This is a genomic window from Labrys sedimenti (assembly GCF_034424805.1).
Lineage (GTDB): Bacteria > Pseudomonadota > Alphaproteobacteria > Rhizobiales > Labraceae > Labrys > Labrys sedimenti.
This window is the reverse complement of sequence record NZ_JAXOUF010000008.1, coordinates 32418-51629: the sequence shown is the minus strand read 5'-3', so window position 1 is coordinate 51629 and position 19212 is coordinate 32418. Positions and strand designations below refer to the sequence as shown.

General features: G+C 65.3%; 22 protein-coding genes. 9 read left to right on the top strand and 13 right to left on the bottom strand.

Translation table 11 applies throughout. From position 1 onward, the window contains the following. From U1R88_RS21730 to U1R88_RS21710, 5 genes are all read right to left on the bottom strand, one after another. A complete protein-coding gene (locus U1R88_RS21730; protein ID WP_322433129.1) occupies positions 1–1395 on the bottom strand; it encodes a DUF6513 domain-containing protein in 1395 nt (464 codons plus the stop codon). Continuing rightward, the gene (locus U1R88_RS21725; RefSeq protein ID WP_322433128.1) at positions 1374–1931 is read right to left on the bottom strand and encodes a flavoprotein; all 558 of its coding nucleotides are present in this window, start codon (positions 1929–1931) and stop codon (positions 1374–1376) included. Before U1R88_RS21725 ends, U1R88_RS21730 begins: the two co-directional genes overlap by 22 nt. Continuing rightward, positions 1928–2527 carry an amino acid kinase family protein gene (locus U1R88_RS21720; RefSeq protein WP_322433127.1) on the bottom strand — a complete coding sequence of 200 codons (600 nt, stop codon included), beginning with the start codon at positions 2525–2527 and terminating at the stop codon, positions 1928–1930. The genes U1R88_RS21725 and U1R88_RS21720 overlap by 4 nt, the downstream gene beginning before the upstream one ends. Further along, complete coding sequence (locus U1R88_RS21715) at positions 2524–3237, bottom strand: (5-formylfuran-3-yl)methyl phosphate synthase (RefSeq protein ID WP_322433126.1); 714 nt, start codon at positions 3235–3237, stop codon at positions 2524–2526. The genes U1R88_RS21720 and U1R88_RS21715 overlap by 4 nt, the downstream gene beginning before the upstream one ends. 66 nt (positions 3238–3303) lie before the next feature. Beyond that, positions 3304–3768: a DUF2380 domain-containing protein gene (locus U1R88_RS21710; RefSeq protein ID WP_322433125.1), complete on the bottom strand. Its 465-nt coding sequence runs from the start codon at positions 3766–3768 to the stop codon at positions 3304–3306. 356 nt (positions 3769–4124) lie between these two features. Between U1R88_RS21710 and U1R88_RS21705 the strand changes: the two genes are divergently transcribed. The 9 genes from U1R88_RS21705 (at position 4125) to U1R88_RS21665 (ending at position 11376) form a co-directional block, all read left to right on the top strand. Beyond that, complete coding sequence (locus U1R88_RS21705) at positions 4125–5297, top strand: ABC transporter substrate-binding protein (RefSeq protein WP_322433124.1); 1173 nt, start codon at positions 4125–4127, stop codon at positions 5295–5297. A gap of 39 nt (positions 5298–5336) precedes the next feature. Then, positions 5337–6311, top strand: a complete 975-nt coding sequence (locus U1R88_RS21700) for a YVTN family beta-propeller repeat protein (RefSeq protein WP_322433123.1) — start codon at positions 5337–5339, stop codon at positions 6309–6311. Between the two features lie 38 nt (positions 6312–6349). Beyond that, positions 6350–6838, top strand: a complete 489-nt coding sequence (locus U1R88_RS21695) for an SRPBCC family protein (protein WP_322433122.1) — start codon at positions 6350–6352, stop codon at positions 6836–6838. Positions 6839–6902: 64 nt separating this feature from the next. Further along, the gene (locus tag U1R88_RS21690; protein ID WP_322433121.1) at positions 6903–7649 is read left to right on the top strand and encodes an ABC transporter ATP-binding protein; all 747 of its coding nucleotides are present in this window, start codon (positions 6903–6905) and stop codon (positions 7647–7649) included. Next, a complete protein-coding gene (locus U1R88_RS21685; RefSeq protein WP_322433120.1) occupies positions 7649–8494 on the top strand; it encodes an ABC transporter permease in 846 nt (281 codons plus the stop codon). Before U1R88_RS21690 ends, U1R88_RS21685 begins: the two co-directional genes overlap by 1 nt. Positions 8495–8526: 32 nt before the next feature. Beyond that, on the top strand, positions 8527–9153 hold the full coding sequence (locus U1R88_RS21680; RefSeq protein ID WP_425545467.1) for a hypothetical protein: 627 nt from the start codon (positions 8527–8529) through the stop codon (positions 9151–9153). Between the two features lie 152 nt (positions 9154–9305). Beyond that, on the top strand, positions 9306–9575 hold the full coding sequence (locus tag U1R88_RS21675) for a hypothetical protein (protein ID WP_322433119.1): 270 nt from the start codon (positions 9306–9308) through the stop codon (positions 9573–9575). Positions 9576–9853: 278 nt separating this feature from the next. Next, complete coding sequence (gene yghX / locus U1R88_RS21670; RefSeq protein WP_322433118.1) at positions 9854–10741, top strand: YghX family hydrolase; 888 nt, start codon at positions 9854–9856, stop codon at positions 10739–10741. A 329-nt stretch (positions 10742–11070) separates the two neighbouring features. Beyond that, positions 11071–11376 carry a hypothetical protein gene (locus U1R88_RS21665; RefSeq protein WP_322433117.1) on the top strand — a complete coding sequence of 102 codons (306 nt, stop codon included), beginning with the start codon at positions 11071–11073 and terminating at the stop codon, positions 11374–11376. 13 nt (positions 11377–11389) lie between these two features. Here U1R88_RS21665 and U1R88_RS21660 read toward each other — a convergent pair whose 3' ends face one another. From U1R88_RS21660 to U1R88_RS21625, 8 genes are all read right to left on the bottom strand, one after another. After that, on the bottom strand, positions 11390–12205 hold the full coding sequence (locus tag U1R88_RS21660) for an IclR family transcriptional regulator (RefSeq protein WP_068288924.1): 816 nt from the start codon (positions 12203–12205) through the stop codon (positions 11390–11392). A 64-nt stretch (positions 12206–12269) separates the two neighbouring features. Continuing rightward, the gene (locus U1R88_RS21655; protein ID WP_322433116.1) at positions 12270–13469 is read right to left on the bottom strand and encodes an aminotransferase class V-fold PLP-dependent enzyme; all 1200 of its coding nucleotides are present in this window, start codon (positions 13467–13469) and stop codon (positions 12270–12272) included. 153 nt (positions 13470–13622) lie between these two features. Beyond that, complete coding sequence (locus U1R88_RS21650; protein WP_068288917.1) at positions 13623–14114, bottom strand: RidA family protein; 492 nt, start codon at positions 14112–14114, stop codon at positions 13623–13625. A gap of 34 nt (positions 14115–14148) precedes the next feature. Further along, positions 14149–15141, bottom strand: coding sequence for an ABC transporter ATP-binding protein (locus U1R88_RS21645; RefSeq protein WP_322433115.1), 993 nt, complete (start codon positions 15139–15141; stop codon positions 14149–14151). Then, the gene (locus U1R88_RS21640; RefSeq protein WP_425545468.1) at positions 15138–16145 is read right to left on the bottom strand and encodes an ABC transporter ATP-binding protein; all 1008 of its coding nucleotides are present in this window, start codon (positions 16143–16145) and stop codon (positions 15138–15140) included. Before U1R88_RS21640 ends, U1R88_RS21645 begins: the two co-directional genes overlap by 4 nt. 8 nt (positions 16146–16153) lie before the next feature. Next, a complete protein-coding gene (locus U1R88_RS21635; protein ID WP_322433113.1) occupies positions 16154–17380 on the bottom strand; it encodes an amidohydrolase/deacetylase family metallohydrolase in 1227 nt (408 codons plus the stop codon). A gap of 3 nt (positions 17381–17383) precedes the next feature. Further along, positions 17384–18247, bottom strand: a complete 864-nt coding sequence (locus U1R88_RS21630; protein WP_322433112.1) for an ABC transporter permease — start codon at positions 18245–18247, stop codon at positions 17384–17386. After that, on the bottom strand, positions 18247–19188 hold the full coding sequence (locus tag U1R88_RS21625; protein WP_322433111.1) for an ABC transporter permease: 942 nt from the start codon (positions 19186–19188) through the stop codon (positions 18247–18249). Before U1R88_RS21625 ends, U1R88_RS21630 begins: the two co-directional genes overlap by 1 nt. Between the last annotated feature and the right edge of the window lie 24 nt (positions 19189–19212).

Genomic DNA, 19212 nt, shown 5'->3' with positions numbered 1-19212 from the left:
CTACTTTTCCTTGTGGCCGGCCAACGTATGGCCGGGCGCCTTGAAGCCGGTGGCGTCTTCGCTCGGCCTGTCCGCGGCGCAGCCGAAATCGAGGGGCTCGTCCTGGGCGTAGCGCTTGCCGAGCCGCCAGGCGGTCTCGGCCTTGGCCAGCTCCGTACCGAGATAGAAGGCATGGGCCGCGTCGCCGGCGACGTCGAGCTCAGGATAGAAGGCCAGGGCATCCGTGCCGCGCGCATGGAGGGCGCGGTTATAGGCGTGGATGCCGTCATCGCTGACCTCGATGCGGAAATTGGCATCGCGCACGTCCTTGGCGTTCTGCTCCACCTGTTCCGGCGAACTCACCACCGGCCGCTTGTCATGGAGAGCGAGCAGGGCCGAGCCATAGCCCTTGGGCAGGGAATTATCGGCCTTTGCCGCGAACATCAGCCGGCGCGCGGCGTCATGCTCCTGCAGCGTGCGGCGGGTGTGGGCGCTGACCTGCACCACCAGCACATGGCGGATGGCGAGTTCCGAGCAGATCCCCATCAAGACAGCGGTGAGGCCCAGGCTGTCGGCTTCGGTCAGTTCCGTGAGGTTCCCGGTTCCCATCAGGATCTCGGCCTGCGGCTTCAGGCGCCGGAACTCGACATAGCGCGCCAGCGAGGCGGCAAAGCCGAAATGGATCGGATCGAGCACGGGATCGGCGATATAGGGCCGGCCGGCCTCTTCCATGCGCTCGACCGCCCGGAGCAGCGAGGCGAGATCGCCGGGCTCGACCGGCACCAGCACCGGGATGGCCTCAGTCCCCGAGGCGAGGTCGAGGGTGTGCTCGTTGAGGCTCAACAGGAAATCGGCACCCGCCTCGGCGCCCCGCCGGAGCTCGGCCGGTGCGGCGCTGTCGACGCTGACCCTGAAACCATGCTGCTTGAGCAGTTTGATGCTGTCTTCGAGATGCGGGAAGGGCGTGTCGGGCAGCGCGCCGAGATCGATGATGTCGGCGCCCTTGGCGGCCATGGCGCGGGCGCGCTCCAGCAATTGCTCGGGCGAAAGCTGGGACGCGTCCACGATCTCGGAAAAGATGGTGACGTCGTGGCGCGAGAGATCGGGCGGATGGCCGCCCCGGCCGAGAAAAGCGGGCAGGTCGGCGATCTCGTCGGGGCCGCGCTGCACCGGGATGCCGAAATGGCCGGAAAGGGCTTCGAGGTCGGCCCGGCAGCGGCCGGGCAACAGGACGCGGGTGACACCGTCAGGCAAGGTGATGCGCCGACGGATGATCTCTTCCGTCATCAAAGCGGCGACCTTGACGCCGGCATCCAGGATCAGCCAGTCGAAGGAAACCGGGCCCAGGGCCGTCATCGTGCGCTCGAGCCTGGTGCGGCTGAGATGACCGGTGATCAGGGCGAGGTGTTCACGCATTTCAGCCTTTCCAACACCGCCTGGCGCAGGCCCTCATAAGTCTCGACCACTGTCGTCGCCTCGAAATCCTTGAGCCGTTCGACATTGTCGAGGTCGATCCGCCTCGGATAGACCTTGACCATGCCGGAGGGGGCCTGCGTCTCCATCTCCGGTGCGGTGTCGCAGGCAAACACGATCGAGGGGATACGGCATTTGCCGGCCTGCGCATAGACATTGGTGGCGAGCGTGTCGGAGATGCCGAACACGCATTTGGCCACGGTGTTCGAGGTCGCCGGCGCCACCACCAGCGTATGGTAGTCGCCATGGTAGAAAGCGCCAACCGGGGCGGCGCTGGCCGTGGTGTCCTTGATCAGCCGCGTGCCCTTGGGCAGGGCATCGAACTGCTTGCGATACATGCGGATCACCTCGGCCGCGGCCCGGGTGACGAAGAGATCGCACTCGCCCACCTCGCGGATCAGCTCCAGGCATTCGGTGAAGTAATGCCCGGAGCCGGTGAGGGCCCAGGCCAGGCGTGGTTGTGCAGGATGCCGGCTCATGAGGCCTCGCAGGGAGCGGAGAGCAGCGCGGCAAGGCCGTCGTCGCTGGAAGGGCCCGCTACCACGATGGAGCCGGTGAACCGGGCCGCGTAGCGGGGAAAATGGGTGTCGACGATATCGGCTGCCGCCAAAGTCGCGGGTGTCGAATCGGCGGGGGCGTCGACGGATTTGACCAGGATGAGCCTGTCGCCGCCCAGTTCGGTGGCCAGCCAGGCAGCCAGGCTGTCCGAGGTCACCGCCCAGCTCTCGGTGATATCCGGATGCCCGGCGCGCAGCTCGGCGGGATGCCAGATTGGGAGCCTGCCTTGCCGCACAGCTTCCTTGACTTCAGCCCTGCTCCCGACAGCTGTCAGGCGCGGATGGCGGGTGGCCAGCACTTCGGCCAGATGCGTCATGGCGTCGAGGGCGAGGCGGTGGGCGAGCACGTCGTCGAAGGGCATGGCTGCCTGGACCTGGCGCACCGCATCGGCAAAGGGACCGCCGCCGGCAACCAGCACCAGCGGCACCTGGGTTTCACCGGCGAGTTGTGCGAGCAACTGCTCGAGGCGGGCCGAGCCGCACAGGCTGCCGCCGATCTTGACCACGGTCAGGTTCATGCAGCCCGCTCGCCGTCAATCTGCCCACTTTGCCGGATGGCCTGAAGACGGTGGGCCGCGCGGTCGATGGCCTGCGGGTCGAGCTGGCCGCGACGGTCGCCGGCCAGGCAAAGCCCCCCGCGAAAGCCGAGATAATCGGGACGGAGGACGGCGAGCGCTTCGATGTCCTCGACACGCAGGGAGCCGGCGAGCCCCGACATCAGGCCGAACCGACGACAATCCGAGATGAAGGAGGCAAGCTGGCCCACAGTCATCAGGTCGGGCAGGCGAATGCCTTTCTTCTGGCGCGTGTCCAGCATGGCACCAGCAAAGCCGGCCTCCTGGAGGGCTTCCGTCAATTTCAAGGGGGGATCCTCGTCGGCGAACAGCACCGCGATGAAGCGCCCATGCCCGCCGAGCCGCCGGCCAAGCTCGGCGATGCTGGCGACCCGGGCCATCGTCCGGCCGAGACCGAGCTTGACGAAGGTGACGCCGGTGGTGGCGATCGCCAGGGCACTGTCGGCAAGGCGTCCCACATCGTCGTCGTCACCGGCAACCGCACTGGTGATGGCGTCATCCGGCAGGCTGGCCTGAATGCTGCGGATGGTAGCAAGAGGCAGGGCGCCCAGGGCGCCGGCCTCCGGATCCTTGGCATCGACGAGATCGGCCCCCTGCGCATGGGCGAGCCGGGCTTCGGCGCTGTCGACGACACTGACAAGCAAACGGGTCACAATGGGCCCTTCCTCTTTATTTCCCACAATGCCCTCATGGGCGTTCGGCGGCAACCGCGCGATTTTTCACTGCGCCTGCCGTGCCTCTTCCTGCAACTGGCCCAGAACGAAGTCCGTGGCGTGCTGCCAGGCCTCGTTGGTGTCGCCGCGGAAGCTGATCTGGCGGAAGAAGACGCGCTTGCCGTCCCTGGCATCGAAAACGCCAACCCAGATCGCCGAGATCAGGGTGCTGGTCTTGTGCACGGCTCCGGTCAGGATGAAATCTGCGCCGGACTTGCGTGCTTCGCCCAGCAGGCAATCCTGGTCGTTGCCGGCGCAGGCGATGATTCCTGGCGTGGCCGGAACGATGCGATAGAAGCCGCCTGCCTGCAGCCGGTCGGTCAGGCGGGTCGACATCGCCTTCAGTCGGTCGGCATGGGCTTCCTTCTGGTCCGATGCCTCGCCGGAGGTGTCGAGATAGCCGAAGGGCAGAGCGAGCAGAGCCTTACCGGGCTCGCCGGCCCAGGCCTGCGAGGGGAGGACGGCTGCCATTACCAGCAGGACAAATATTGTCCTGCCCGCCTGCCGCAGCAGGCTGCTGTGTCTTCCAGTCCAATACTTCAGGCTGCGCCGGCGCGTTCCTACAATCAGGGACATCCATTCAAGCACAGTGGTCCCTTCACAAATAAGAATATTCTATGAAAACTATCAGTTCGCGTTCTAGTAAAAATTGCCATGAACATGAAAGCCAGTACAGACGTATTCAGCTTATAAATTTCTTAGGTATATTAAGTTGACGTTCTTCATTTGCAATGCGTAAGCTTGCCGATGTTCAGGCACGCAGAGGCCTGCGCGTTCGGGAGCGAAATGTGTTACCGGCTGCGAGATCGAGAAACCTGTCCAGCCTGATGGCAGCCTTGCTGTGCGCCTTTGTGGCCCTGCTGTCCTGCGGCACGGCAAGGGCGGCCGAACCGCTCGAGGTCCGCATCGGGGTCATCACCCACAAGGCGCCGCCGCCCGCGCTCTACGAACTCGATCCCACCCCGGAAGACGAAGCCGCTGCCGGCGCGGGGCTTGCCATCGACGACAACAACACCACGGGCCGCTTTTCCGGCCAGCGCTATGTACTGGACCAGGTCGTGCTGGACAAGGGCCAGTCGCCGGTGGAGGCCGCCGTCAAATTGGCCGATGCCGGGGCGAAATTCCTGGTCGTGGCGCTGACGGCGGACGAACTCCTGGCCGTCGCCGATGCCCTCAAGGGGCGCCCGGTGGTGGTGTTCAATGCCGCCGCGCAGGACGACCGGCTGCGCGGCGCCGATTGCCGCGCCAATGTGTTCCACGTTCCGCCGAGCCGCGCCATGCTGACCGATGCGCTGGTGCAATATCTTGCAACCAAGCGCTGGATGAAGCTCTTCCTCACCTTTGGACCCACAGCGGCGGACAAGCTTTATGCCGACGCGCTCAAGCAGTCGGCCAAGAAGTTCGGGCTCACCCTCGTCGCCGAGAAAGCCTGGGAATTCGGTCCGCTCGCCCGCGCCCGCAGTGACAGCATCACCCAGTCGGATGCCCTGGTGTTCAGCCGCGGCGTCGACTACGACATCATGCTGGTGGCCGATGAGGAGGCCGATTTCGGCGACTATCTCAGCTATCGCACCTGGGACCCCAAGGTCATTGCCGGCACGCAGGGCCTGATCGCCACCTCCTGGCACCGCGCCCAGGATGCCTGGGGCTCGGCGCAGCTGCAGAGCCGCTTCTTCAAGCGTGCCAAGCGGACCATGCGGCCGATCGACTATCAGGCCTGGGTCGCGGTACGCGCCGTGGGAGAAGCCGTGACACGGACCAAGTCGGCAGATGCGGCGGCGGTCTCGACCTATCTCGTCGATCCGAAATTCCAGCTGGCCGCCTTCAAGGGCGTGCCGGTGAATTTTCGCAGCTGGGACCATCAGCTGCGCCAGCCGGTGCTGATCGCCCAGCCGATGGCGATCGTCTCGGTGTCGCCGCAGCCCGGCTACCTGCATCAGCGCAGCGTGCTCGATACGCTTGGCGCCGATCAGCCCGAAAGCCAATGTCATTTGCCGTAAACGCGCTGCGGGGATGCCCGCCTGGAGAGGAACCGGATCATGCCGCATTTCGCCAAGGCTGCTTTTTTGGGGCTGGCGGCCGCTTGCTTGGCCGGAACGGCGCAGGCCTACACGGTCTATGTCTCCAATGAGAAGGGCAATTCGATCTCCGTGATCGATTCCGAGACCCAGACCGTCAAGCAGACCGTGCCGACTGGCCGGCGCCCGCGGGGCATCACCATCTCCAATGACGGCAAGTCCCTCTATCTGTGTGCCAGCGACGACGACGGTGTCGAGGTGATCGACACGGCGACGATGAAGGTGGCCCGCACCTTGCAGTCGGGGCCCGATCCCGAGCTCTTCATCCTGCACCCTTCCGGCAACCCCCTCTATATCGCCAATGAGGACGATGCCCAGGTGACGGTGGTGGACGTGAAGGAGAACAAGGTGCTCGCCACCGTGCCCGTTGGCGTCGAGCCGGAGGGCATGGGTATCAGCCCCGACGGCAAGGTGCTGGTGAACACCTCCGAAACCACCAACATGGCTCATTTCATCGACACCACCAGCTTCCAGGTGATCGATAGCGTGCTGGTTGATTCGCGCCCGCGCTTTGCCGAGTTCAACAAGGACAATTCCAAGGTCTGGGTCAGCTCCGAGGTTGGCGGCACCGTCAGCGTCATCGAGCCGGGCACCCGCAAGATCCTCAAGAAGATCGAGTTCCAAATTCCCGGCGTCACCGCCGAAACCATCCAGCCCGTCGGCGTGCGCGTCACCAAGGACGGCAAGACCGCCTTTGTGGCACTTGGCCCGGCCAATCGCGTCGCGGTGATCAATGGCGAGACGCTCGAGGTCGAGAAATATCTGCTGGTGGGCCAGCGCGTCTGGCAGCTCGCCTTCACGCCGGACGAGAAATATCTCTACGCCACCAACGGCAATTCCAACGACGTGTCGGTGATCGATGTCGCAAGCCAGAAGGTGATCAAGACCATTCCGGTCGGCGAGGCGCCCTGGGGCGTGGTGGTTTCGCCGAACTGACACGACGATTCAATCAGCAAGATCTGGGGAGGAAGAACATGCGTATCGCGACTCTTGTCGGTGCCTTGACGGTATTGGGCCTTGCCTGCAGCCCGGCCCTCGCGGAAAAGAACTCCAATCGGGTGGAGGGCAAGGGCACGCCGGCCAAGGCCTGGGCCTTGATCGGCGATTTTTGCGGCATCAAGACCTGGCATCCGGCCATCGCCTCCTGCGAGCTTTCGGAGAAGGATGGCGCCAAGATCCGCACCCTTACCACCAAGGACGGTGCCAAATTCGTCGAGAAGCTGGTGAAGTGGGACGACAAGGACACATCCTACACCTATGCCATCCTTGAGAGCCCCCTGCCGATCGAGAATTACGTCTCCACGCTGAAGGTGGAAGAGGACGACGAGCCGGGTAAGATCGCCATCACCTGGTCGTCCACCTTCGATCCCAAGGGCGTGTCGGGGGATGCTGCGCGCAAGGCCGTGGCGGATATCTATCTGGCCGGCCTGCTTCAGCTCAAGGCCAAGCTCAAGGGCAAGTGATGGTTGTTCCGACTGCCCGTTCCTGGTGTATCCTGCCGCCCTTTCGGCGCGACGGGGAGCAGCCATGACGGTTGGCACGGACAAGCCGGCGCTCTCGGTTGCGGCCGTCGGCCACCGCTTCGGCAAGCGCGAAGCACTGGCCGACGTTTCGCTCGAGGTGCAGGCCGGGCGTTTCGTCGCCCTGCTGGGGCCGAACGGCGCCGGCAAGACGACCCTGTTCTCGATCGTGACGCGGCTCTACCAGAACCGTTCCGGCCGCGTCGAGGTCTACGGGCATGATCTCAACCTCGCTCCGTCACGGGCGCTGGCCGAGCTCGGCGTCGTCTTCCAGGCCCGCACGCTCGATGCGGACCTGACGGTGCGCCAGAACCTTGCCTATCACGCCGCCCTGCACGGGCTTGGCGGGAAGGCGGTGCGCGAGCATATTCTCGCGCTTCTGCAGCGCGTGGGTCTCGCTGAGCGGGCCGACGAGAAGGTGCGCACCCTCTCCGGCGGGCAGGCCCGGCGCGTGGAGATAGCCCGCGCTCTGGTGCACAGGCCGCGCCTCCTGCTCCTGGACGAGCCGACCGTCGGCCTCGACCTTGCAGCCCGGGCCGATATCGTCGCCACGGTGCGGCGCCTGGTGGCCGAGGAGGGCATCGCGGTTTTGTGGGCGACCCATATCTTCGAGGAGATCGCCGACAACGACGACGTCTATGTGCTGCATCAGGGCCGGATCGTCGCCGAGGGCAAGGCGGCCATGCTCGCCGCCCGCAGCGGCTCCAGCCTGGCCGAGACCTTCCGCCGCCTGACCGACAGGGAGGCCGCCTGATGTCGGAAGCGACGCTCACTTCGCGATTGAGCTTCTCGGGCTATCTCGTCTGCCTCGGCGGCATCGCGCATCGGGAGATGCTGCGCTTCGTCAACCAGAAGGAACGCTTCCTCTCGGCACTGGTGCGCCCGCTGATCTGGCTGTTCATCTTCGCTGCCGGCTTTCGCAACGTGCTGGGGGTCTCGATCCAGCCGCCCTACGAGACCTATGTGCTCTACGAGACCTATGTCGTGCCGGGGCTGGCCGTGATGATCCAGCTCTTTTACGGCATGCAATCCTCGCTCTCGATGGTCTATGACCGCGAGGTCGGCTCGATGCGGGTGCTGCTCACCAGCCCGTTCCCGCGCTGGTCGCTGCTGGCCGCCAAGCTCACGGCGAGCGTGCTGGTGTCGGTGTTGCAGGTCTATGTCTTCCTGGCGATCGCGGCCTGGTGGGATGTCGACGCGCCCGTGCAGGGCTATGTCCTGGCCTTGCCGGCGCTGGTACTGACCGGCCTGATGCTCGGCTCGATCGGCCTCTTCCTGTCCTCGCTGATCCGTCAGCTCGAGAATTTCGCCAGCGTGATGAACTTCGTGATCTTCCCGATGTTCTTCGCCTCCTCGGCGCTCTATCCGCTCTGGCGCATCAGGGAGGCGAGCGAGGGTCTTTATCTGACCTGCCTTGCCAATCCGTTCACCCATGGGGTCGAGCTGGTGCGCTTTGCCCTCTATGGCCGGCTCGAGCCGGTCGCGCTTGCGGTGGTGGTTGGCACCACGGTGCTGTTCTTCGCCGCTGCGCTCATCGCCTATGACCCGTCCCGCGGCCTGATGGTGCGCCGCGGCGGCCCCAAAGGAGAAGCATCATGAGATTTGGCAGGCCCCCGATATCTGGCAGGTCCATGGTTCGGACCCTTCGGCCGGCCATCCTCATGGTGATGCTGGCGGGAGGTGTGGATTGGGTTGACGCGGTGCAGGCCCAGCAGGCCCAGCCAGATCCGGACTGGCCCTGCATTCAGCGCAAGGTCGGCACGCTCAGTGCCGGCGTGGTCTGGAGCGGGCCGGACATCGCGGCAGCGGGTGATTGGACCAAGGATTTCGACACGGCGGCGATGGCCCAGAAGCTCGCCTCGCGCCGGACGCCGATCGAGGAGGTCGACGGCCTGCTCGACGGTTTCGTGCAGCAGGCGGGGGCGGAGAAGGATGCTCGCTTGACGCGCCTGTTCGCCGGTGTGCTCGAACTGGTCAACGAGGAGCGCGACAAGATCCTGGGCGGCATCGGCCGCTATGCCCGCGGCCAGAACAAGCTCGCCGACCGCATCCGGGACGAGAGCGACAAGATCGGCGCCGCCAAGGATTCTCCCAGCGCGGCCGGCAGCAAGGAAACCGACGATCTCGAGACCCAGCTCAAATGGGACAAGCGCATCTTCGAGGAGCGCGGCCGTTCCCTGACCTATGTCTGCGAGACCCCTGTCTTGCTGGAACGCCGACTGTTCGACATCGCCCGGCGCATCCAGCAGCGGTTGTGAGAGAGATGGCCTGCACGCCATTCGAAACGAGCGTACAGCGCGATATGAGGTGGCAGCGCCGGCCAGGATAACGGGAACAGAGCCTTTTGAAGGAGGTTTGGAAGCGTACCCTGGGGCCTGGGGCACGTCACCCACTTCAAAGGAGAAGGCCAGTGATCAAGTCAACCTGTGTCGCGGCGGCTCTCACATTGGGTCTGGCAACAGGTGCGATGGCCGCGCCCAACGCCGTGTGGACACGCGCCAGCCAGTGCAATGAATCCCAACTCAAGCAGATGAAAAACAGCGTGGATTCAATTCGGGATCCGCTGCGGCAGGAAGCGGCCCTGGAGGAATTGGACACGGCCGTGGCATTGCTGCAGGACAATGATCCTGATGGATGCATGATGCATCTCAGCAATGCTGCCGAATATGTCACGCCATGACGTAGCGGGCGCTGTCGTGGCGCCCGTTTCCTTTCAACGAGGTAAAGTTCTGCGCCTCATCCCTCGGCCGGAGTGAGGCCTCGATCGGCGACTCCTTCGCTCTTATTGGCGGCAAGGATGTTGATTTCAGCTTGATCCAGGAAGGGTGCGACGCGCTGTGGATGATGTCCATGCCCTCGGGGGCGGTGCCTGCACTCTCCACCCATCTCGCCATTGTGAAGACCGCTCGCCCGAAGATCCTATAGGCTGCTGCCGGATTGACAGGGTAGGGGCGCGCGATGACCCGCATGACGGCCAGGGATTTTCCGCAGGAACTCCTCGAACTCTACGACTTCTATGCGCATGGTAAGATCTCCAAGCGCGAGTTCCTCGATCGGGCCGGCAAGTTTGCCGTGGGCGGCCTGACGGCGACGGCCATTCTTGCTTCGCTGAGCCCGAACTATGCCTATGCACAGCAGGTGCAGTTCACCGATCCTGATATCGTGGCAGAGTACATCACTTTTTCCTCGCCCAAGGGGAATGGCGAGGTGCGCAGCTATTTCGTGCGGCCGGCCAAGGCGAGCGGTCCTGTCCCCGGTGTGGTCGTCGTCCACGAGAACAGGGGCCTCAACCCCTATATCGAGGACGTGGCGCGGCGGGTCGCCAAGGCGGGGTTCGTTGCCCTCGCCCCCGACGGTTTGAGTTCGGTCGGCGGTTATCCGGGCAATGACGACAAGGGGCGGGACCTGCAGGCCAAGGTCGATCCCGAAAAGCTGATGAACGATTTCTTCGCGGCGACCGAGTTCCTGATGAAGCACAAATCCGGCACGGGCAAGGTCGGCATGACCGGCTTTTGCTATGGCGGCGGCGTCGCCAATGCCACGGCCGTGGCCTATCCCGAGCTTGCGGCTGCCGTGCCCTTCTATGGGCGCCAGCCCAAGGCCGAGGACGTGGCTCGCATCAAGGCGCCGCTGCTGATCCATTATGCGGAACTGGATACCCGCATCAACGAAGGCTGGCCGGCTTTTGAGGCTGCGCTCAAGGCCGGCGGCAAGACCTATGAGGCGCATATCTATCCGGGCGTGAACCACGGCTTCCACAACGATTCAACCCCGCGCTACGACGAGGCGGCGGCCAAGCTCGCCTGGGACCGGACGATTGCCTGGTTCCGGCGCTATCTGGCCTGAGGCGTTCGGTTCGATCCGGTTTCCGACGTGTCGCTGTGTCTTCTCCGCCTCCTGCCAAAGTGCAGGAGGCGCCGGCTGCCTGTGATGGCGGGACGGCCTCATCCGGGCGCTGACGGCTGCTGCGGCGTGGCTGGCAAGTTAATCTGACATTCCACAATTTTTTTGCTACGGAATAAAAATTCCATAGAAGGGTGGTTGTCTTACGATTTGAACAGGCACGACCTATATAGGACGGAAGATGTTGGGTACTGGGCCCGGCATCGATGTTTTGGCCGCCGTCCTGCCCAAGAGGCAGGCACCAGATAGTGTAGGATATTGGGCGTTTTACGATGCGGAATCCGCCAAAGCCGGACCCAGAATTGCTGCGGACCTGCTATCTTTCCGGGCAGATGACCGAGGCTCAATGGCAGGAGCACGTCGCCAACGGTGATGTCGAGGAGCTCGCCGGCGCCAAGGACGACAGCGCCTCGATTTCGTCCCTGGAAGCCGCAATGATCCTCGGCAGGGAGGCCATGCAGTTGCGGGCCCGGCAATTCATGGACAAGCACCCGGAACTCTCGGTTACCGATCTCATGGTCGAGTTCGCCTTGCTCGAGGCGGAACTGCTGATCGCGTCGAGAAATCGGGCGGCGTAGCGGCAGATCCCACTCAGCGCCGACCTTGCCACCCCAGCCGGCTCTCGATGCGCCGGGCGCTGGCCTTGACGAGGGCGATCAGGTCGGGATCCTTCTGCTCGAGCTTCCTGTCCGGCACCACGATCGAGATAGTGGCGCGGCAGGCGCCCTGGTTGTCGCGGATCGGGGCGGCGATGCAGGCGACCGCGAAGTCGGAATCGCCGGCCTGGATGGAAAGACCCTGCTCCAGGGCTTCGGCCGCTATCTGCGCCAGCACATTCTTGTCCGTCTCGGCCCGGCCGGTCGGCGAGGCGACCGCCGAGCGCGCGAAGATCTCACGCCGCTCCGCTTCCGGCAGATGGCCGACCAATATGCGGCCGGATGCCGTCCAGTTCAGCGGGCTGCGCGTACCGACGCGCGAGGTCACCTGGAAATGGTCCTTGCCCTCTTCCATGGCCAGCACGACCATGTGATCGCCGTCCCGTCCGCAGATCTGGATGGTCTCGCCCGAACTCTGGGCGAGTTCGTGCATCTCCTGCTCCGCCACGTTGAGAAGGTCGAGCGTGCGCGCATAGGTCAGGCCATAATGATAGAGGCGGGGCCCGAGCCAGAGCAGGCCGCCATCCTGACGGTCGAGCATCTCCTTCTCCACCAGGTCGTCGACGATGACATAGATCGTCGACAGGGGGGCGCCGATGTCGCGCGCGATCTCATAGGCGGTGGCGGGACGCTCGACCTTCTGCAGATAGTCGAGAATCTGCAGGGCGCGGTCGATGCCGCTGGTGCGCGAGCGGCGCCGGGTGGCACCGCCTTCGTTGGCGTCGTCACGCTCGAGGGCTGTCGTGGACATGGGATTCGGAGCTTTCCATCATGCATCATTCTATGCCGCGGTCGTGGCAATGAACAAGCAGGGCTCAGTCCGGCCATTGCAGAATGGCGGCCTCCTTGGCCAGCAGGCGATCCTCGAAGGGGGTGGCGATCGGCAGGTTGGACTTGCGGGCCTGCTCGAGTTCCTCGGCGAGGCGGGCCGCCACGATATCTTCCTCATCCAGGTGCAGGTTGCAGGGATCGAGGAAGAAATAGCCGTGCTCGACCTCGTGATCGCGCACGATCACCGGGCGATCGCCGGCCGCGAGACGGTCGGCAAGGTCCCAGGCGGTGATGCGGGCCTCCTGCGGGTCGATGAAGACCTGGAGCCGGTCGAGCGGATTGCTGGTCGGGTCGGGGACGACCACCGCCTTCACGCCCTGCTTGCCGTCGAGAGCCGCCACCCAGCAATCGAGGGCCTTGCGCTCACGGGAGCGGATGCCGTCATGATCGCGCGTCTTCCAGGCCTGCAGGGCGGCCAGCGTGCCGACGATGCCTTCCTTGCCCACCTTCATGCCGCGGCCGATGCCCCGGTTCTGCAGATAGACATTGCGCACCAGTTCCTTGGGGCCGGCCACGATGCCGGAGGTCGGGCCGCCGAGGAATTTGTGGCCGGAATAGAGGACGAGGTCGGCGCCATCGGCCAGGAAGCCCTGGAGATCATATTCGGAGGCGGCGTCGACGATGACGGGAATACCACGCTCATGGGCGACCTTGGCGAAGACCTTGAGCGGGATCTGCGCATAATCGACGACGTGGTGGGAGACCACATAGACGGCAGCGGCCGTGCGATCGGTGATGGCGCCGGCCAGATGGTAGGCCGAGGCGCTGGTGGCCTGGCCGATCGGCACGACCTTGGCGCCGGTGAGGCGGATCGCCTGCTCGACGGGCGCGCCGTAGCTGACCATGTGGCCGGACTGGATGATCACCTCGTTCTTCAGGCCTGTCGTATCGGGCAGGCGTTCGATGGCGGCAAGATCGTTGCCGGTCATGGCGGCGGCGACGGCGAGGCTGATCGCGGCCGAGCAGGAGGCCGTGATGAAGCCCGCCTCCGCGCCGGTGAGGTTGGCGATCACCGCGCTCGCCTTGCGATGGAGGTCGCCGAGTTCGACGAACTCGCTCAGGATCGCCGAGACCGCTTCAACGGCAGGCGGCACCACGATGGAGGCACCGAGCGAGGTCATGGTCCCGGACACGTTGATGACGGGCCTCAGGCCGAGGCGGCTGCGGATATCGTTGGCGGGCATGGAATTGTGCTCCGAAAGGCGAGGGGAAGGGCTTGAGAAAGCTTGGATCGGGATGGATCGTTTGGGCTGTCATCCCCGGCGCCACCTGCTCTCGCTGCGCTCGCGAGTAGCTCGGCCGGGGATGACAGGCATATTAGTTGCTCGAAATTCCTTTCAGTCGATCGCTACGATGGCTTCGATCTCGACGGTGATCTGGCCGGGCAGAGAACCCTGGCCGACCGCCGAGCGGGCATGGACGCCGCCGTCGCCGAAGACCTCGATGAACAGGTCCGAGCAGCCGTTGATCACGGCCGGATGCTGGGCGAAATCGGGCACGGCATTGACCATGCCGAAGAGCTTGACCACCCGCCGCACCCTGGAGAGATCGCCGAGCGCGTCCTGCATCACGGCGATCAGGTTGATGCCGGTCAGGCGGGCATGCTGATAGGCTTCCTCGACCGAGACTTCGGCACCGACCTTGCCGGTGTGCGAGCGGCCGTCGGCATGGTTCGGACCCTGGCCGGACAGGAAAAGTAACTTGCCCTCCTGCACATGGGTGACGAAATTGGCGATGGGCGCGGGCGCGGCGGGAAGCTTGATTCCGAGGGCTGCCAGCCGCTCATAGGGCGAGGCGTGCGGGCGTGGAACCGTCCCGGAAATGGTCATTGAAAACACTCCAATAATGCGAATAGCGCGGCCGTCATGCGAAGAGCCCGGCTTGGCGGATGCAGGCGACGTGGTGTCCGCCGCCGATAGGCTCGACCGGCGGGATGATGGTTGAGCAGGCCGGCGCGGCGGAGGGGCAGCGAGTGCGGAACACGCAGCCCGATGGTGGCGCGATGGGGCTCGGAATATCGCCCTGCAGCGGCGCGCGGGTGCGCCGGCGGGTGGGGTCGGGCACGGGCGCCGTCGCGAGCAGGGCCTTGGTATAGGGGTGGCGCGGAGCGGCATAGACCTGCCGGCTCGGGCCCCGCTCCATCACGCGGCCGAGATACATCACCACCACCTCGTCGCACAGATATTCGACGACGGAGAGGTCGTGGGCGATGAACAGCATGGTCAGGCTCAGCTTCTTCTTGAGATCGCCGAGCAGATTGAGGACCTGGGCCTGCACCGAGACGTCGAGAGCCGAGACGGGCTCGTCGGCGACGATGAATTCAGGTTCGACCGCGATGGCCCTGGCGATGCCGATGCGCTGGCGCTGGCCGCCGGAGAATTCATGCGGAAAGCGCGTGGCATAGTCGGGCGACAGGCCGACCAGGCTGAGCAATTCGGCGACGCGTTCGGCTCGCACCTTGCCGCGCGGGTAGCCGCAGGTGTCGAGCGCTTCGCCGATGATGGCCGAGATGCGCATGCGCGGATTGAGGCTGGAGAAGGGATCCTGGAAGACGATCTGCAGCCGGCGGCGATAGGCCAGCATCTCCCGGTTGCTGAGGCCGAACAGGTCCACCCCGTCGAAGATGGCCTTGCCGGAGGTCGGCTCGACCAGGCGCAGCACCGAGCGGCCGGCGGTGGTCTTGCCGGAGCCGGATTCACCGACCAGGCCCACCGTGGCGCCGCGACGGACGTCGAAGCTGACATCCTCGACGGCATGGACTATGCGCCCGTTGCGGGCCGGGAAATGCTTGGTGAGGTTCTGCACGCTGAGGAGCGGCGTGTCGGCCGCAGCCTGGGGGGAAGGGGCTGTCGTCATAGCTCGGCGCTCCGGATGCAACGCGAGAAGCTGGCCGCTCCCGTCGCGACCAGTTCGGGGACGGCGGCGCGGCAGGCCTCGAGCGCCAGGGAACAGCGCGGTCCGAAGGCGCAGCCGGGGGGCAAAGCGGTGATCGGCGGCACATTGCCGGGAATGGAATGGAGCGCCCGGCGTTCGCCGCGGGCATCGATGTCGCGTGCCGCGTCCGGGGTGCAGGCGAGCAGGCCCCTGGTATAGGGGTGGCGCTGATGGGCGAACAGATCGATGACGGGCGCCTGTTCGACCACCCTGCCGCCATACATCACCACCACATTGTGGGCGATCTCGGCGACCACGCCAAGATTATGGGTGATGAACAGGATGGACATGCCCAGTTCCGCCTGGAGACGGCGCAGCAGGTCGAGGATCTGGGCCTGGATGGTGACGTCGAGGGCAGTGGTTGGCTCGTCGGCGATCAGCAGGGACGGGTTGCAGGACAGCGCCATGGCGATCATTACGCGCTGGCGCATGCCACCGGACATCTGGTGGGGGTAGTCGTCGAGCCTGGAGGCCGCATCGGGAATCTCGACATGCTTGAGCATGGCAAGCGCCCGGCGACGAGCTTCCTGGCGGTTGACCGGCTCGTGCAGGGCGATCATCTCGCCGATCTGGTCGCCCACCGTATAGAGCGGATTGAGGCTGGTCATCGGCTCCTGGAAGATCATGGCGATCTCCCGGCCGCGCATGCGGCGGAACTGGCGGGGCTCGAAGGCGGCGAGGTCGTGCACGCCGCCGGCCCGGTCGCGGAACAGGATCTTGCCGCCGGCGATGATGCCGGGCCTGGAAAGCAGCCCCATGATCGACAGGCTGGTGACGGATTTGCCCGAACCGGACTCGCCCACCACGGCGAGTGTCTCGCCGCGCTTGAGGTCGAAGGTCACGCCATCAACCGCCTTGGCAGTGAAGCGCTTGTTGACGAACCAGGTGCGCAGGTCCTGGACGGAGAGGATGGTATCGGCCGCGATCGAACCTGTCATGACTGCCACCCGCAATGAGGGCAGGCGTGTTTGCCGGTCGTTGGCGCCTGTGCCGGAACGTAGCGCTCGGCGGCAATCACCTCGGCGCCCAGGATGGCCTGGCGCGGTTCGAACACCCGGGTGAGCCGGCTGACCGCTCCCTGCGAGTCCTTCACCGTGAGATCGGCGTCGGCGACCTCAAACAGGGTGAACTCGGCGGGCCGGCCCTTGTCCAGCAGCCCGTCCGCCTCAAGGCCGATGGCCCGGCGTGGGGTCGTGGTCACCGCGGCGACCACCTCTTCCAGCTTCATGCCGAGCGAGAGCAGCTTCGACATGGTCGTCGCCATGTCCCACACCGACCCGTCGAGCGAGCGGTTGTGCAGGTCGGTGGAGATGGTGGCGGGCGGCAGGCCTCGCGCCAGGGCCGCCGTGGCGACATCGAAGGAAAAAGAAGCACCGCCATGGCCGACATCGAGCACGATGCCGCGCGCCGCCGCGTCCTCGGCGAGGCGGTAGAGGTCCTCGTCCTCCAGGATCGAGCTGCCGGCCTTGCCGTTGAAGCAATGGGTGACGATGTCGCCTTCGGTCAGCAGGCCGAGGACGTCGTCATAGAGCGGCGGCGGCTCGCCGACATGCACCATCAGCGGCAGCTTGAGGATGCGGCCGAGCTTCTTGGCGAGCTTGACCGGCGTGAGGTCCCATCCGCCGGTGATGACATGGCTGGCTCGCACCTTCAGGCCGACGATGACGTCGCGATTCTTCTCCACCGTGGCGATGATCCGCTCGAAATCGATGGAGCGGATGTCCATCAGCTCGCTGACGCGGTTGCAGGCGACCAGGCCGATCGAGCCGAGATTGAGGAAGGCGTAGACGTTCTCCCGTGCCGGCTCGATGATGAATTCGCGCAGGCCGTGGAAATTGGCCTCCCCGGCAGAGCCGGCGTCGACCATGGTGGTGACGCCGCGCGCGGCGCCGCATTGCTCGGGCCGGAGCGAGATGTCGGTGCCGCCATACCAGACATGGACATGAAGATCGGTCCAGCCCGGCGACAGGAAGCGCTCGCCGGCATCGAGGATTCGAACATCGTCGCCGGCCGCGATCGAGGCGGCGACCTCTCCAATGCGGCCGTCGCGGTCGACGAAGATGTCGAGAGGCGTGCCGGCCGGGGCGGCGGTGAAGCCAATGGTCCTGGCACCCTTGATGAGAAGCGGCCGGTCGGCCTGGAGGAAGCGATTGCCGATCATGGCTCAGATATCCTTTGCCAGGCGCGGATCGAGGAGATCGCGCAGGCCGTCGCCGACCAGTTGCAGCGACAGCACGGTGATGACGATGGCGGCCCCTGGGAACCACATGAGCCAGCCTGCCTTGTCCATGAACTGGCGCCCGACGCTGATCATGGTGCCCCAGGTCGGCGTGTCGGGCGAAATGCCGACGCCGAGGAAGGACAGGCCCGCTTCGGCGAGGATGGCATTGGCGAAGATGAAGGTGCCCTGCACCAGCAGGGGCGAGGTGACGTTGCGCAGCACGTGGCGCAGCAGGATCTTCCAGGTCGGCACACCCAGCGCACGGGCCGCCTCGACATAAGGCAGTTCCCGGATGACCAGAGTGGAGGCGCGCACCACGCGGGCCAGGCGCGGGGCATAGACGATGCCGAGTGCGATGATGACGTTGATGGCCGAGGCGCCGAGAGCGGCGACCAGCGCGATGGCCAGAAGGATGTCGGGAAAGGCCATCATCGCGTCGATCACGCGCGACAGCGGCGTATCGGCCTCGCGGAAGAAGCCCGCGGTGAGGCCGAGCGCGATGCCGATCAGCGAGGCCAGCACCACCACGGCGAGGCCGACGGACAGGGAGGTCTGAGCCGCATAGAGCATGCGGGTGAAGATGTCGCGCCCCAGGTCGTCGGTGCCGAACAGATGGGCGAGGCTCGGCCCCTTCAGGCGATTGGCGACCGAGAGCTTGGTCGGCGAATAGGGCGCGATCAGCGGCGCGAGGATCGCGGCCAGGGCGATGATGGCGAGAACGGCAAGCCCGATGAACGAGGTCGGCCGCCGGATCAGGCGCGACAGCAGGCCAGGCGCCGCCAGGTGGGAGGAGGAGATGGCAGCCATCAGTAGCGCACCCTCGGATCGATGAGGAGGTAGAGCATGTCGATGCAGAAATTGACGAGGACGTAGAGCCCGGCGATCACCAGCAGTGCGCCCTGGATCACCGGGTAGTCGCGCCGGAGCACGGCCGAGACCACGAGATTGCCGATACCTGGCACACCGAACACGGTTTCGGTCACCACGGCGCCGGAGATCAGCAGGGCCGCAGTCAGGCCGATCACGGTGAGGATGGGGATCAGCGCGTTCTTGAAGGCATGCCTGATCACCACGCGCCATTCGCTCATGCCCTTGGAGCGGGCGGTGCGGACATAGTCGTCCGAGAGCACGTCGAGCATCGAGGCGCGGGTGAAACGGGTGATCAGGGCCGATGAGACCACGCCCAGCGCTACCGCCGGCAGCACCAGATGATTGAGGCGTTCGCCGAAGGACGCCCCGGGCCCGCCGTAGCCGGAGGTGTCGAACCAACCGAGCTTCACCGCGAAGATCTGCATGAGGACGAGGCCGAGCCAGAAGCTCGGCACACTGGCGGCAAACATGGCGAGCGTGGTCGCCGCCTGGTCGAACAGCGAGCCGCGCCAGTAAGCCGAGAGGATGCCGACCGGCAGGGCGATGGCGCTGGCGATCAGCAGCGAGAACAGCGTGAGGAAGAAGGTCGGCTCGGCGCGGGCGGCGAGAGCCCGCGTCACCGGCTGGTTGAGGAAGATCGACTGGCCGAAATCACCCTGGACGAGACCGAGGACGTAATAGGCGAACTGGGTGATGATCGGGCCGTCCAGGCCGAGCTTGGTGCGCAATGCAGCGATATCGGCCTCGGACGCGTCGGGCCCGAGCATCATGGCGGCCGGATCGCCCGGCGTGACCCGGACGATGATGAATACGATCGTCACGACGAGGGCCATCACGATGATCATGCCGAGAAGGCGGTGGAGAATCGTGCGCAGCATCTGGGATCCTGGCGTTGTTCGAGG

Bases quoted from the DNA above. Each gene is read 5' to 3' on its own strand.
- U1R88_RS21730 (WP_322433129.1), bottom strand. From the start codon at position 1,395: ATGCGTGAACACCTCGCCCTGATCACCGGTCATCTCAGCCGCACCAGG.
- U1R88_RS21725 (WP_322433128.1), bottom strand. From the start codon at position 1,931: ATGAGCCGGCATCCTGCACAACCACGCCTGGCCTGGGCCCTCACCGGC.
- U1R88_RS21720 (WP_322433127.1), bottom strand. From the start codon at position 2,527: ATGAACCTGACCGTGGTCAAGATCGGCGGCAGCCTGTGCGGCTCGGCC.
- U1R88_RS21710 (WP_322433125.1), bottom strand. From the start codon at position 3,768: ATGGCAGCCGTCCTCCCCTCGCAGGCCTGGGCCGGCGAGCCCGGTAAG.
- U1R88_RS21705 (WP_322433124.1), top strand. From the start codon at position 4,125: ATGGCAGCCTTGCTGTGCGCCTTTGTGGCCCTGCTGTCCTGCGGCACG.
- U1R88_RS21700 (WP_322433123.1), top strand. From the start codon at position 5,337: ATGCCGCATTTCGCCAAGGCTGCTTTTTTGGGGCTGGCGGCCGCTTGC.
- U1R88_RS21695 (WP_322433122.1), top strand. From the start codon at position 6,350: ATGCGTATCGCGACTCTTGTCGGTGCCTTGACGGTATTGGGCCTTGCC.
- U1R88_RS21690 (WP_322433121.1), top strand. From the start codon at position 6,903: ATGACGGTTGGCACGGACAAGCCGGCGCTCTCGGTTGCGGCCGTCGGC.
- U1R88_RS21685 (WP_322433120.1), top strand. From the start codon at position 7,649: ATGTCGGAAGCGACGCTCACTTCGCGATTGAGCTTCTCGGGCTATCTC.
- U1R88_RS21680 (WP_425545467.1), top strand. From the start codon at position 8,527: ATGGTTCGGACCCTTCGGCCGGCCATCCTCATGGTGATGCTGGCGGGA.
- yghX (WP_322433118.1), top strand. From the start codon at position 9,854: ATGACCCGCATGACGGCCAGGGATTTTCCGCAGGAACTCCTCGAACTC.
- U1R88_RS21665 (WP_322433117.1), top strand. From the start codon at position 11,071: ATGCGGAATCCGCCAAAGCCGGACCCAGAATTGCTGCGGACCTGCTAT.
- U1R88_RS21660 (WP_068288924.1), bottom strand. From the start codon at position 12,205: ATGTCCACGACAGCCCTCGAGCGTGACGACGCCAACGAAGGCGGTGCC.
- U1R88_RS21655 (WP_322433116.1), bottom strand. From the start codon at position 13,469: ATGCCCGCCAACGATATCCGCAGCCGCCTCGGCCTGAGGCCCGTCATC.
- U1R88_RS21650 (WP_068288917.1), bottom strand. From the start codon at position 14,114: ATGACCATTTCCGGGACGGTTCCACGCCCGCACGCCTCGCCCTATGAG.
- U1R88_RS21645 (WP_322433115.1), bottom strand. From the start codon at position 15,141: ATGACGACAGCCCCTTCCCCCCAGGCTGCGGCCGACACGCCGCTCCTC.
- U1R88_RS21635 (WP_322433113.1), bottom strand. From the start codon at position 17,380: ATGATCGGCAATCGCTTCCTCCAGGCCGACCGGCCGCTTCTCATCAAG.
- U1R88_RS21630 (WP_322433112.1), bottom strand. From the start codon at position 18,247: ATGGCTGCCATCTCCTCCTCCCACCTGGCGGCGCCTGGCCTGCTGTCG.
- U1R88_RS21625 (WP_322433111.1), bottom strand. From the start codon at position 19,188: ATGCTGCGCACGATTCTCCACCGCCTTCTCGGCATGATCATCGTGATG.